A 14,054-nucleotide genomic window follows, 5' to 3' on the forward strand; every position below is an offset into this window, starting at 1 on the left:
TTCAAACCACTCCGTGTGTAGCAATGGCCGTGAGGCGCGCCGCCAATTGTTCGTGCAGGGCGCGTTGCTCAAGGATGGTCAGGTGTTGCGCAGCGATGACCTCGCGGGTCAACGGCCCACTGCTGAGGTTTTCCCAGTGCGGGTCGGCGAATTCAGCCTGGGCCAGGGTATCGCTGGCCCACCAGACATGCACCGGGCAGCTCAACCGTACGGGCTTGAACGTGGCCAGCAGGTGCTGCGTATGCTGCTGGTAGCGCAGCCGTGTTTGTAAATGTTCCCAACTGTCGCCATCGAGTTGCAGGCCTTGTTGCCGTGCCCACTGGACCAGCTCCGGCAAGCGTGCCGCCGGGGGCAGGGCGTCCAGTTGCGCCAGCAACGCGGTCATGATCGGCGTTGGCAACTGGCGTAACACGGCCTGGCTGTCCAGCGTCAGCGCTTGGGAAGCTGATTCCAGCAGCGCTTCGACACTGTCTTCCGGCGCTTGATGCTGGTATTGCGAGTCGATGATACCGAGAAACGCCACTTCTTCGCCCTGGCTTTCCAGGCGCGCGGCCGCGGCAATCGCCAGCAGGCCACCGAGGGAGAACCCCAGCAGGTGATAAGGCCCTTGGGGTTGTTGTTGGCGCAGGTGCTCGACGTAGCACGCGGCGAGGCTTTCGATATCGCCGCCCAGCGTCGTGCTGTCGTCGGTCAGGTATGCCGCCTGCAAGCCCCAGAGGTGCCAGGCCGCAAGCGGCGTCAGCAGCGTGCGGTAATCCTGCACGTGGCCGGTGGAGGGGTGGAAGCAGAACAGATGGGCGGCTTCAACGGCGTTGGGCGCCGACAACCGTACCAGCGGCGAAAGCTTGAGTTCGGCCTGTACCAGTGCGGCAAATGCCGAGACGCTCGGGGCGTTGAACACCGCATTGACCGTCACCGGTGCCGACAGCGCGGTCTGCAAGCGACTGGCAAGCGTCACCGCCGCCAGGGAATGGCCGCCCAGCTCGAAGAAGTCGTCGTCGATGCCCACCCGTTCCAGGCCCAGCACCTGTGCCCAGACCTCGGCGAGCAGGGCTTCCAGCGGTGTACGCGGCAAGGCGCTGCCGACGGTGTCGAGCACTTTGTCGGCCCATTGCTGCAACGTCTTGCGGTCGAGCTTGCCGTTGCCCATCAGCGGTAATGCCTCGACGATCCGCAGGGTCGGCAGCATGTAGTCCGGCAAGCAATCCTGGGCCTGGCCATGCAGCCGCGCGACCGTGGTCGAATGCCCGGGTGCCAGGGTCATGAAGGCGAACAGTTGCTGGCCGAGCTCGCCCCGGGGGATGCATTCGACCGCGGCCTGGGCCACGCCGGGAAGGCCGGCGAGCTGTGCCTGGATCTCATCGAGCTCCACGCGGAAACCACGGATTTTCACTTGGCGGTCGGCACGCCCGGTGATCTCCAGGCTGCCGTCATGGCGATAGCGGGCCATGTCGCCGGTGCGATAGAGGCGTTCACCTGGCCGTTGGGCCAGTTCGATGAAACGTCCGGCATTTTGTTGTGCGTCCAAGTAGCCGCGAGCCAGTTGCGGGCCGGCGATATACAGCTCGGCGCTCTGCCCGGGAGCGGCCAGCGCTTGCTGCTCGTCGAGCAGGTACAGGCGCATGCCGTCGAGGCGGTCGCTCAGGGGCAGGCGGCGATAGTCCATGGCCGGTTCGGCTTTGTGCATCACCACCCCCACGGTGGTTTCGGTCGGGCCGTAATGGTTGAAGACCGTCAGCGCCGGCGCGAGGCTGCGAATGCTTTGCAGCAGGCGCCGCGAGCAGCTTTCGCCACCGAGAATCAATTGCTTGCGCGGTAACACCGCAGCGCTCTGAGCGTGAATCAACCAGGCGTCGAGCAACGACGGCACGACCTTCAGGTGGTCGATCGGGTACTGCGCCTGCCAGGCTGCCCAGGCTTGGGCGTCCATTGCCGTTTCCTTGTCCAGCAGGTGCAATTCGCCGCCGCTGAGCAGCGCCGGGAACAGCAACGTGTAGCCCAGGTCGGCGGCCAGCGAAGTGACCACCGCACTGCGTTCGCCCACTCCCAGGGTCAGGCGCCGGGACACGCTTGTGACATAGCTGGCCAGTTGCCGATGCTCGACGATCACGCCTTTGGGCGTGCCGGTGCTGCCGGAAGTGAACAGCACATAGGCCGCATCCTGGCCTTGGACTTCGGCGTCGATTGCCGTGGTAGGTGCTTGCTGCCAAGTCGCTTCATCACTCAGGTCGAGGCTGCCGATGCCGGGCAACGCGGGGGCGCTGCCGGCCGAACCGCTAAGGACGAAGACCGGCTGGGCCTGTTGCAGGATCGCCAGGGAGCGTTGCGCCGGCTGATGCACATCCAGGGGAACGAATGCCGCGCCGCTCTTGAGCACGGCGAGCATGGCCAGGACCATCTGCGCCGAGCGATCCAGGTACAACGCCACGCGATCTTCGCGACCCACGCCCTGGGCGCGCAGGTAATGGGCCAGCTGGTTGCTGCGCGCCTGCAATTGGGCGTAGCCCAGTGGCCCGTTGTGGTCGCGCAGGGCCAAGTGCTCGGGGAACTGCGCGGCACAGGCATCGAAACCGGCCGGCACGCTGGTAAACGGCAACACGGCGACATCGTCCTGCAGGGCGGCCAGCGTCGCGGTGAAGCTCGGCGCCTGCAAGGACAGCTCGGCCAGGGGTTTGTCGGGGTGGGCGAGGGCATCGAGCAGCAGCGATTGGAACTGCTCCAGCAAGACCCGTGCGGCTTGTTCGCTGTAGCGACCCGGCAGGTGGCAGAGGTTCAGGCGATAACCGCCGGCGCTGGTTTCGACCAACAGTAGCAGCTCCATGCCCGCAGGGATGGCTTGTACGTCCAGCACCGTGAGTGTCGATGCCAGGCTGCCCAGGGTGTCGAGTCGATCGGGCAGCTGCCCTCCCCACTGGAAGCCGTACTGCGAAGCCTCGGTCGGCAATGCAGCGCTGACGCCGCAGTACTCCTGCCATTCCGTGGCGTGTTCGCAGAGCGCTTGCAGGTCTGCCAGCGCCTGGGCAAACGGGCTAGCCGCCGGCGGTTGCCAGCGCAGGGGCAGGGGCTTGGCGAACAACCCCCAGCAGTCGGCGAGTTCTTCATAGTCGTCGCGGCAATCGTGGACCCAGTTCAGGGTCAGTGCCGGGTTGTCACCGGTACTCAGGCGTTGCAACAGCACACCCCAGGCCGTCATCAGGACCTGCTCGGGCGAGGCGTCGTGACGTTGGCAAAAACCGTCGAGGGCCACGCTCAACTGTGGATCGGCGCTCAGGCGAGTGGTCACCGGGGCGTCAGGGCGGTCGCTGCGTACCTGGCGGTAGAGCAACTCGCCGGCGGCCGGCTCGTCCAGGGCCTGGCTGGCCCAGAAACGCCGGCCAGGCTCGGCGTCTTCATCGGCCTGCAATTCGTAGAGCCAGGCGCTGTACTGGGTATACGTCATGGCCTCGTCATCCAGCGTCGGCGCATCCGTCGAGGCCAATGCCTGCACCAGGCGCAGCAAGGTCCCGCGATCCGCGCTCAGCGCCGGCAGTTGCAGCGTCACCCGGTGGCGATCGTCGCCGACCGCGTGCGCCTCGACGCTGATGGCGTCCGCGGCCATGACGGTGGATTCCACCACTTGCAATGGCATCAGCAAGCCCGGCTCAGGCCGCACCCGCAGGCACAGGGCCTCGTGGCAGTCGCTCAGGGCGACGAGCCGTTGACGCAGGCGCTCAAGGGCCAACGGGCCGGTTATTTCCAGTTCCAGGCGCACTGCGGGCAACCCCGCCAACCACTGGCTGCGTTGCTGGGGCGAGAGGGCGAAGGCTTCTTCACGTTTCTCGAAGGCGCTCATGCCTGCACCTCCGCAGTCGGCTGTGCTTCAGGCAGGCCGCCGGTCAATTGTTCACGGCGCATCATCTGGCCCATGGCGACGCAGATCTTGCGCTCGCCCTCGAAGGGATCCCGAGCGTGGGCCACCAGCATGTTGTCCAGCATCACCATGTCACCCTTTTGCCAACTGAAACGTACCGCGCAGTCTTCATAGGCCGCGCCGATCACCTGCATCACGGCGTCTTCGATCACGCTGCCGTCACCGTAGTAGACGTTGCGGGGCAGGTGCCCGGGGCCGAACAGGCTGATCAGGTTGCTGCGCACTTCCGGCTCCAGGCAGGCGGTGTGGTGCAGTTGCACCTGATTGAAGAACGACAACTCCCCGGTCTCGGGATGCGCGACGATGGCCGGGCAATGCTGGGCGATCCGCAGGTTGTCGGCCCCCAGCCACTCCCAGCGCATGCCTGATGCCAGGCATTGGCGCTCGACTTCCTCGCGCTGTTCGGTCTTGAAGAAGTCCTGCCAGCGCACATCCAGCTTGTCGGTGAAGTGCCGCACGTACAGCAGGCCCAGGGCCTTGAAGCGAGCGACAATGTCTTCGGGCAGGCGCGCCAGCACCTGCCGGCAATCGACGATGGGCGTGCAGCCGCCACGTGGCGCCGGTGTCTCGCAGTAGAACCATTGCTTGCGTGGCCACTGCGGCAGATGGGAACTCTCGTTGTGGAAGAGAATCATGTGCTGTTCCGGGTACGGCGTGGAGTGGTAGATGTTCTTGCCGGAAGTGTTCTTCGGCAGGTCGCCGTAGGTCCCGTACAGGTCCGGCTCGATGGCCTGGGCGAACTGCTCGAAAGCGGCGGCATCCGGCAGGTTGAAACCGCGGAACAACAGGCCGCCGTGGGTCAGCAGTTGGGCGTTGATCCATTCCCGGGCTTGCAGCGCCCAGTGCACCGGGTCCAGGTCGCCGAGCAAGGGCTCGATCACCAACGGCAAGGCTTGCCCGGCGTCGAGGGTGCGGGTACGGACCTGCTCGTGGGCCACCTGGCTCACGGCGGTTGCGCGGGTCTGCTTGAGCTTGCTCAGTTTCGACTGCTTGCGCGCGCTGCGGGCCGAGGCCTCGTCGAGCGACGCTTCAGGCTGGGACGGTGCGCTGGCATTGCCGCCCTCAAGGCGCCACGACCATTGGTCCAGCGCTTGCGCCGGGGCCACGACGAGCTGCTCCAACAGGTGCTCGAAACCTTGTTCTAGGCGCTGGATGGTCTGCTCTTGCAACACACTGGTGCGATACACCCAGCGCACGTTCAGCCCTTGTTCCTCGTCTTCTTCGACAAACACGGCGAGGTCGAACTTGCTGCTCTCCTGGGGCGATACCAAGTGTTCCACCTCAAGGTCCGGCAGGCTGGCATTGCCGCTGGGTGTGTTCTGCATGACGAACAACACCTGGACCAGCGGATTGACCCCTGGCGTACGCGGCGGCTGCAGTTCCTCTACCAGTTTGTCGAACGGCACTTGCTGGTGCTGGAACGCCGACAGGCAATCTTCGCGCAAGCGTTGCAGGCGGGTGTCGAAGGTTTCGCCTTCGCTCAGGCGGGCACGGATCGGCAACACGTTGACGAAGAACCCGATGAGGTGTTCCAGGGCCGGATGTTCGCGGTTGGCCAGGTCGGTGCCGACGATAAAGTCATTGGCCCCGGTGGCCCGCTGCAACAGGCTGTTGAAGGCGTTGAGCAGGACCATGAACAGCGTCGCCCGTTGTGCCTGCGCATAGGCCTTGAGCACCTGCGTCTGGGCGGCGGTGAAGCGTTGCTCCAGGGCCGCGCCCTGGTAGTCGGGACGTGCCGGGCGTGGCTGGTCAAGCGGCAGCGGGATCACCGTGGGCGCGCCGTCGAGCTGGCGACGCCAGTAGTCGATGGCCCGGCCCAGCAGGCGCTGTTGCGCTTCGCTGCGTTGCCAGTAGGCATAGTCGGCGAACTGGATCGGCAACACTGGCAGCACCGGCGTCGAGCTGCTGGTGCGGGCCTGGTAGCCGACGATCAACTCCTGCATCAGGATGCCCATGGACCAGGCGTCCGTGGCGATGTGATGCAGCACCAGTTGCAGCACGTGATCGTCGCTTCCCAAGTGCAGCAGGTTGGCGCGCAGCATCGGCGCCTGTTGCAGGTCGAACGGACGCCCGGCCTGTTCATCGATCAGGCGTTGAAGGGTTTGCGCCTGTTCCTCGCTGGCGAGGTGACTCAGCTCGGTCGGCGTCAAGTCGACCATCGGCGCCGGGCTGATGACCTGGCAAGGCTGGTCGCCGTGGAGGTGGAACGCGGTGCGCAAGGACTCATGGCGTTCGAACACCGCTTGCAAGGCTCCTTGCAGGGCCGCGACATCCAGCGCGCCACGCAGCCTGACGGTGGTGGTCATGTTGTAGGCGGCGCTAGGGCCTTCGAAGCGATCCAGGAACCACAACCGTTGCTGGCTGTAGGACAGCGGCAACGGCTGGTTACGCGGCGCCAGGGCGATTTCGCTGTCGCCGTCGGCCTCGCTCTGGGCGTCGCGCTGTCGATCCACCGCGTCGGCCAGTTGCTCGAGGGTGCCACGCTCGAACAGCGTGCGCAGCGGCAGGTTCACGTTCAACCGTCGACGAATCCGCGACAACACCTGGGTGGCCAGCAATGAGTGACCGCCGATGGCGAAGAAGTCGTCGTGCACACCCACGTTGTCGAGGCCGAGAATCTCTTGCCAGAGTTCGGCCAGGACCTGTTCGGTCGGCGTGCGCGGTGCCATGGATTGCGCCTGCGCCGTTTCGTCCTTGGGGACGCCCAGGGCGGTGAGGGCACGACGGTCGACCTTGCCATTGGCGTTCAGTGGCAATTGCTCAAGGGCCAGCCAACGAGCCGGGACCATGTAGCTTGCCAGTTGCTGGCCCAGGTAAGCGCTCAAGGCCTGTTGCGTGGACTCGCCGCCCAGGTCGGCCGCTTCGTCGAGCACGTACCAGGCCACCAGTTGCAACGCGCCACGGGCATCGGGCAGCGCCAGCACCGCCGCGCTGTCCACTGCCGGGTGCTGCATCAGGCGGTTTTCGATTTCGCCCAGTTCGATGCGGTGACCACGGATCTTCACTTGCTGGTCGCGACGGCCGAGGTATTCGATCACGCCATCGGCGCGCATCCGGCCGATATCACCACTGCGATACAGGCGCGCATCGGCCTGGAATGGGTGCGGGACAAAGGCTTCGCGGGTGCGTTGCGGATCGCGCAGGTAGCCGCGACCGACGCCGACACCGCCGATGCACAACTCACCCGGCACGCCGATGGGAACCATGCGCAGGTCTGAATCGAGGACGAACACCTGGTTGTTGGCGGTCGGCTTGCCGATGGGCATGTGCAGGCAGTCGTCGGCTGGCGCTTCGGTGATGGGGTAGAAGGCGACGTCGTCCGAGCACTCGGCGGGACCGTAGGCGTTCATCAACGCAATCGCCGGGAAGCGGGCGAACCAGTCCCGCGCCAGGGCCGGTGGCAATGCCTCTCCGGTGGGCAGGAGCCAGCGCAGGCTCGCCAGGGCGTGGTGCGCCTGGCTTTCCTGGAGCATGCCGCGAATCAGCGCCGGCACGGTTTCCAGCAGGGTCAGCTGATGTTCTTCAACAGCGTCGAGCAGGGCCACGGGGTCGTGGGCCTGGGCATCGGGCAGGATGTGCACGGTGGCGCCGAACAGCGGCGCGGCGAGGAACTGCCACACGCTGATATCGAACGCCGCCGAAGCGGTCTGGGCAATTCGGTCGTGCTCACCCAGGCCCAGGCTCGGGACCTTGCCGAACATGTTGTTGAGCATGCCTCGCTGTTCGACCATCACGCCTTTTGGCGTACCGGTGGAACCGGAAGTGAAAATCACGTAGGCCAGTTGCTCAGGGGTGTGGGCGTAGGTGACCGGTGGCTGCTCGTTGCCTTGCCAGAGCGCCTGGGCGATCAGGCAGGTGGGTTGCTTGCGCATTTGCGGCAGGACATTGTCCAGTGTCGAGGCTGCGTGCTCGCACACCAGCAACAGCGGCGCTTCACCCAGGTCCAGCAGTTCCGCCAGGCGGGCGTGGGGCTGTTGGATATCCAGCGACTGGAACGCCGCGCCGACCTTGAGCGTGGCGATCATCATCGTCAGCAGCGCCAGGCCACGCTCGGCGAACAGCACCACCAGGGTTTCCGGGCCGGCGCCGGCGGCTTGCAACGCATGGGCGATGGCATTGGCGCGGCGGTCGAGTTCGGCGTAGGTCAGTGATTGCCCCTGGCAGATGGCGGCCAGGTGTTGCGGGCGACTGCGCACTTGCTCGGCGAACAGCGCCGCATAGCCGCGCTCCAGGGGGAAGTCGACGTCGCTGCGGTTGCAGTCGATCTGCAACTGCCGACGTTCGGCCTCGGGCAGCATGTGCAAGCTGCCCAGGGGCGCCTGCGGTGTCTCGAGCATGCCCGAAAGCAACTGCACCAAGTGCCCGAGCATGCGTTGCACGGTGTCCGTGGTGAAACGCTGGCTGTCGTAGGACAGGCGAATGCCCAGGCGGTCGCCGGGGTACAACACCACCGTCATTGGGAAGTTGGTGTGCACGCGGTCTTCATAGATGTCGATGCTGAAGGCATCCAGTTGCACGCTGCTGATGTCCAACGGCGCGTTCTCGAACACCACCAGGCTGTCGAACAACTGCTGGCCGCGCGGCACTTGGCTGCAACGCTGGATGTCCACCAACGATGCGCTTTCATGTTCGCGCAACTGCGCATTGTGGGACAGCAGCGCTTGCAGCCAGTCGGCCACTGGCGCCTGCGGGTCGACATCGATGCGCAGTGGCAGGCTGTTGATGAACAACCCGACCATTTCTTCTACACCGGCGAGGTCGGTCGGGCGGCCGGCGACGGTCACGCCGAACAGCACGTCGCGGTTGCCGCTGTAGCGCGACAACAACAGCGCCCAGGCGCCCTGGATCCAGGTGTTGGGTGTCAGTTGGTATTGCTGGCACAGCTGCTGCAGACGCTGGGTCTGGGCGATGCTCAGGGTCTGGTCGAAGTCGCCGACCTGTTCCGGTGCCTGCTCCGGGCGGGCCACCGGGCTGTCCACATGCAGCGGCGTTGGCTCGCTGAAACCGGCCATTTCGGCTTGCCAGAACGCGTGGGCGGCAGCCATGTCATGGCGTTCCAACCAGCTCATGTAGCCGCGGAACGAGCGCAGGCGCGGACGGGCCACCGGCTCCTGGCGCACGATGGCCTGGTAGATCGCCAGCAGGTCTTCCATCAGCAGGCCGAAGCACCAGGCGTCGGTCAGGATGTGGTGGAAGCTGCGCACCACGGCGAAGCGTCGCTCATCGAGTTGGAACACCCGCAGGTGGGTCAACGGCGCACAGGCCATGTCGAAACCTTGCAGGCGTTGTGCTTCGAGGGCCTGGTCCATCGCCAGGCGCTGTTGCTCTTCGTCGAGGTGGCGCAAGTCCTGCCAGTCGAACGCCCGGTGGGTTTGGCGATACACACATTGCAGCGGCTCATGGTCGTCCTGCCACCAGAACGCGGTGCGCATCATCGGATGGCGCTCGAGGAACAGCTGCCACGCGGCTTCCATCGCCGGGCGCTGCAAGGCCCCATCCCAGCTGTAGCGTTGCTGCATCAGGTAGATGCCGCTGTGGGGTTGCAGCAGGGTGTGCAGGAGCATGCCTTGTTGCATCGACGACAGCGGGTAGACGTCCTCGATGTTCAGCCAGTCCAGCGGTTCGGCCGCCAGGGTCGCCGCTTGCTTGTGGCACAGCGGGAACGCCTGGCTGGCAGGGCGCAGGTCGGCAGCGCTGGCCAGCCCGGCGAGTTCGCCCAGGCGTTGTGCAAGACGTGGTGCCCAGTCGGCGGCGAGGGTGCCTTGGCTGCGTACGTGCAGGCAGTCATCCTGCCACCAGGCGTCCAGGGTCAGCGGGCAAGTCGGCGTTGTCAATGGGCTTGCGGCTTCGACCTGGGCCAGGATGCCGCGTTCTTCGCGGTGGCTGTCGAAGTTGCCCAGCCAGCGGATGGCGACCGATGCCGCGGGCAGGTCGCGCAGCGGTTCTTGCAGGTAGGTGTTGTCCGACAGGTAGCGCAAGGCGCCATAGTCGACGCCGTGTTGCGGGTAGGCGCGGATCTGCGCGGCCAGTGCCTGCAAGCGTTGCAGGAGGCTGTCGCCTTCGGTCTGGAGGAAGTAAGGCACGGCCAGGGCCAACGGGCCCATGATGCGTGCCGGATCGAGGTCGGCCACGGCAATCGGCGCATCGACCGGCAGGCGCTCGGCACTCGGCCGCGCATCGTGCACGCTCAGGGCGACCAGGCCATCGCCGCACGACTCGCGGCACTGTTCGGCCACGGCAGCGGCCAACAGGCTGTTCCAGTCCAGTTGCAGCACTTCGCCCAGGCGCTTGAGTTCGCCTGAGGTGACGGCCGGCAGGGTTTGTTCGTTCACGCTGGCCGGCTGTTGGCTGTCAGGCAGTTGCAGCGGTTCCACGCCGGCGTATTGCAGCCAATGTTCCCAGGCCTCGTCCAAGGCATCGCCCTGGGCATGGGCCAGTTGGTGCCGCGTCCACTGGGTGAAGTCGCCACCGGCGTAGGACAGGCGCACTGGCCGCTGATAACGCAGTTGCGCCAAGGCCAGGTTGAGGTCGGTCAGCAGCAGCGACCAGGACGCTTCGTCCAGGCACAGCGGATGTGCGGCCAGTAGCAGCGAATATTTGCCGTCCACTTCCAGCAGACGGGCATGCAGGCTTTGGCCAGCCTCCAGTTCCAGCGCGTCGACACCGGCCTGGGCCAGGGCTTGCAGGTGTGCCGGGGCGCAGGTCGCCAGTTTCTCGGTGGCGATCACCGGGGCCTTGGCCGCGACTAGGACCCGTTGCTGCCACTCGCCCTCCGGCAGGGCCTTGAGCGCCAGGCGCAGGGCCTGGTGATGTTGCTGCAAGGCGCTGATGGCCTGGGTCAGCAGCTCGCTGTCGATGGCCTGGGTCAACGCCACGCAACGCCAGGTGGCGTGCAATGGCCCTTGTTGCAGGCGTGCGAGTTGTCCGGCGGACAGTGGCAGTTCATAGCCATCGGCACTCTCGTGCGCCACGCCCTGGCTGGCATCGGCGCCCAGCACGCGGGCGATGTCGGCGATGGTACGGTTCTCGAAGAGCTGGCGGGGCGTGAGTTTCAGCCCTTGCTGGTTGGCGCGGGCAATGATCTGCAAGTTGATGATCGAGTCGCCGCCCAGGGCGAAGAAGTTGTCGTGCACGCCGACACGTTCCAGCTTCAGGACGTCTTGCCAGATGGCGGCCAGTTGCGCTTCGACTTCATTGCGCGGGGCAACGTGGGTGGCGCTGTCGTCCGTGGGTTTGTGCGGGAGCGGCAAGCGCTGCACATCGACCTTGCCGTTACGGGTGAGGGGCAGTTCGTCGAGGGTGATGAAGTGCGCCGGCACCATGTAGTCCGGCACCCGCGCACCCAGGTCGTTGCGCAGTTTCGTGGCGGACAGCGACTGGCTGGCGACGAGGTAAGCCACCAGGCGCAGGCTGCCGTCCAGTTCCACGGCGCGGACCAGCGCCTGTTCGATCAGCGGCGACAGGCGCTTGATCTGCGCTTCGACTTCGCCCAGCTCCAGGCGATTGCCACGGATCTTGACCTGGCTGTCGACCCGGCCGAGGAACGCCAGTTGGCCGTCTACTTGCCAGCGCACACGATCGCCGGTGCGGTACCAGCGTTGCTGGTCCGCGTCGAGGTGGAAGCGTTCGGCAGTCAGGTCTGGGCGGTGCAGGTAACCCCGGGCCAGGGCGCCGTTGATCAGCAGCTCACCGGACACCCCGGTGGGCACCAGGCGACCGTTGGCGTCCACGACTTGCAATTGACGATTCGGCAGTGGCCGGCCGAGGGCGATGCTGCGCAGGCCTGCGGGCAGTTCGGTGGCAATCGCCCCGACTGTCGCTTCGCTCGGCCCGTAGTGGTTGAACACCCGCAGCCCTGGCGCCAGGCGGTTGACCTGCTCCAGCAGCGCCGGGCTGAGGGCGTCGCCACCGAAGACCAGCAGGGCGCGCGGCAACAGGCGGGCATCGGGCAGCGCCTGCAACAGGCCGGCCAGATGGCTCGGGGTGATCTTCAGCACATCCACCGGGTGTTGGGCGAAGAGTTCGGCCAGTGCCAGGGGGCTGAAACCGCTGTCTTCATCCACCAGCAACAGGCTGGCGCCGCTGCACAGGGCGCCGAACAGTTGGGTGTGGCCCAGGTCGGCGGCGATGCTCGACAGCAAGCCGTAGCGGGCCGCCGGCGGCGGGTTGAGCACCGCGTGCACCGCCGTCAGGTAATCGACGATGGACTGGTGCTCGACCACCACACCCTTGGGGGTGCCGGTGGAGCCCGAGGTGTAGATCACGTACGCGGCATCAGTCGGACTGTGGGGCACGATCGGTGGTGTGTCTGGCTGGGCGGCGATGGCGTCGGCCTGTTCCGCCAGCCACAGCGTCGGCGTGTGCTCGGCCAGGCCGTTGAGCAGGGGCGAGGCGGCAGCGCCGACCAGCAGCGCGGCGCGGCTGTCCACCAGCACGTCGGCCAGGCGCCCGGCGGGCTGCTTGAGGTCCAGCGGCAGATAGGCGGCGCCAGCCTTGAGGGTGGCCAGCAGGGCGATCACGAACTCGGCGCTGCGTTCAAGGGCCAGTGCCACGACGCTGTCCTGGCCGATGCCCTGGGTGAGCAAGTATTGGCTGAGGCGGTTGGCCTGCTGGTCCAGTTCACGGTAGGTCAGGGCAACCTGACGGTCGCGGACCGCCAAGTGTTCCGGGTAGGCGGCCACTTGTTGTTCGAAGCGCTGGTGCAGGCATGCGGAAGGCACCGGCAGTTGCGCGCCGCGCCCCTGCGCGAGCAGTTGCTGGCGTTCTTCAGGGCTCAGCCACTCCAGCTCGCTGACCCGGCGCTGCGCTTGCGCCGTCATCGCCAACAGGATGGCGCGCAACTGTGCCGACAACACCGCGACCTCGGCATCGCTGAAGCGACTGCGGTCGTAGCTGATCAGGTAGTGCAGTTGCTTGTCCGGCACCACGATCAGCGACAACGGGAAGTGGTTGCGGCCTTGGGTAAGGGTGATGCCGTCGACCTGCTGGTCGTTGCTCGGGGCACTGAAGCTCAAGCCGCCGGTGTCCTGGTTGAGCGCGTCGGTGACCGGGAAGTTCTCGAACACCAGGATCGAGTCGAACAGCGCCTGTTCAGCGGCGATGCGCGTCATCGACTTGAGCTTGCCCAGCGGCAGGTAGGCGTGGTGGCGCAGATCGCTGTTGGCTTGCTGCAAATGTTGCAGCCAGGTCACCAGCGTCGGCGCGTCAGCCCATTGCACGCGCAGCGGCAGGGTATTGATGAACAGCCCGACGGTGCTGTCCACCGCCGCCAGGTTCTCTGGACGACCGGCGACGGTGACGCCATAGACCACGTCGTCACGCCCGGCGTGTTGGCCCAGCAGCAATGCCCAGGCGCCCTGGATCAAGGTGTTGATGGTCAGGTCGTGCTGGCGGGCAAAGCTTGCCAGCTGCTCGGTTTCGCTGGCCGTCAGCAGGTTTTCCCGCTCGGCGAAGGGTGCCCCCGCAGGTGCGGGCTGGCGTACGGCGAAAGTGGGCAGCGGCGTTGGTTCGCTGACGTCCTGCAACTGCTCGCGCCAGAAGCCTTCGGTGGCGGCCATGTCCTGTTCCGCCAGCCAGGCGATGTAGTCCCGGTAAGGGCGGGTCGGCGCCAGGTCGGCGGGGCGGCCATGGGCGTGTTCGTAGTACAGCGCCAGCCATTCCTGGACGGCAATGCCGACGCTCCAGCCATCCATGAGGATGTGATGGAAGGTCCAGATCAGATGCCAGCGTTCGGGGGCCAGGTGCACCAGGCACACGCGCATCAGTGGCGAGTCGTTCAGCTCCAGCGGTTGTGCCCGCTGTTCCAGCGCCAACTGTTCCAGCGCGGCCTGGGGCTCGGCGCGGTCTTGCCAGTCCAGTTCGGTCAGGGGCAATGGCACGTCCTGTTGCACCACCTGATAGGCATCGTCCAGTTCTTCCCAGAGAAATGCACTGCGCAGCACGGCGTGGCGCTGCATCAGCGCCTGCCAGGCGCGGCGAAACGCGCTCAGTTGCAGCGGGCCGTTCATGTCCAGGCTCAATTGCTGGTAATAGACCCGCGAATCCGGTTCATAGACGCTGTGGAACAACAGGCCGTGCTGGGTCGGCGAAAGGGAGTAGATGTCTTCGATGTTGTTCATGCTTGCTTGGTCCATTTCAAAGTCTT

At 66.0% G+C, this 14,054-nt stretch carries 2 protein-coding genes; both read right to left on the reverse strand.

What is annotated here, in order from left to right; translation table 11 throughout:
* Position 1: 1 nt before the first annotated feature.
* The gene (locus tag ACIPQ1_RS10400; RefSeq protein ID WP_446534049.1) at positions 2 to 3,832 is read right to left on the reverse strand and encodes a non-ribosomal peptide synthetase; all 3,831 of its coding nucleotides are present in this window, start codon (positions 3,830 to 3,832) and stop codon (positions 2 to 4) included.
* The gene (locus ACIPQ1_RS10405; protein WP_446534050.1) at positions 3,829 to 14,028 is read right to left on the reverse strand and encodes an amino acid adenylation domain-containing protein; all 10,200 of its coding nucleotides are present in this window, start codon (positions 14,026 to 14,028) and stop codon (positions 3,829 to 3,831) included. The genes ACIPQ1_RS10400 and ACIPQ1_RS10405 overlap by 4 nt, the downstream gene beginning before the upstream one ends.
* Between the last annotated feature and the right edge of the window lie 26 nt (positions 14,029 to 14,054).

This window comes from Pseudomonas sp. LARHCG127 (assembly GCF_052871455.1).